Below are 403 nucleotides of genomic sequence, written 5' to 3'. Positions count from 1 at the left end.
GTAGTGGATCGGTCCGCCCGGCGGACGCCCGGCGATCACGCGGTGCGGAGAGCCGGACGCGGGTCAGGTACGGCCCGGCCGTACGGCCGGGCAGCGGGTCGTGGGCGCGGGTGGTCCGGGGCAGGGCCGCCTCCACCTCGGCCGCCGGATGGCCGAACAGGTCGACGTCGGCCCAGACGACCGGCACGTGGCCGGGCATGTCCGCCGGGTCGCCCGGCCGCTCGAAGAAGATCTCCGCGAGGCCGGTGCGGCCGGGCGGCCCGCCGAGGACGTCGAGGACGAGATCGCCGTACGCGGCCCCGAACGCCCAGGCCGCGCCGCAGACCCACCCCTCGCGGACATCGCCCAGCGTCGAGACGAGCCACTGGGCGTCGTGCTCGGACATCCCGAACCGGAGCGTCCC

General features: G+C 76.9%; 1 protein-coding gene. It reads right to left on the bottom strand.

Annotation, left to right across the window (positions count from 1 at the left end; all coding sequences use genetic code 11):
- A partial coding sequence (locus ACFFNX_RS51280; protein ID WP_378213791.1) for a hypothetical protein occupies positions 1–385 on the bottom strand: 385 nt, incomplete at its 3' end.
- Positions 386–403 lie beyond the last annotated feature (18 nt).

The sequence above is a fragment of the Actinoallomurus acaciae genome (assembly GCF_042429965.1).
Lineage (GTDB): Bacteria > Actinomycetota > Actinomycetes > Streptosporangiales > Streptosporangiaceae > Actinoallomurus > Actinoallomurus acaciae.
The sequence above is the reverse complement of the archived record's forward strand: the minus strand, read 5'-3'. Positions and strand labels throughout refer to the sequence as shown.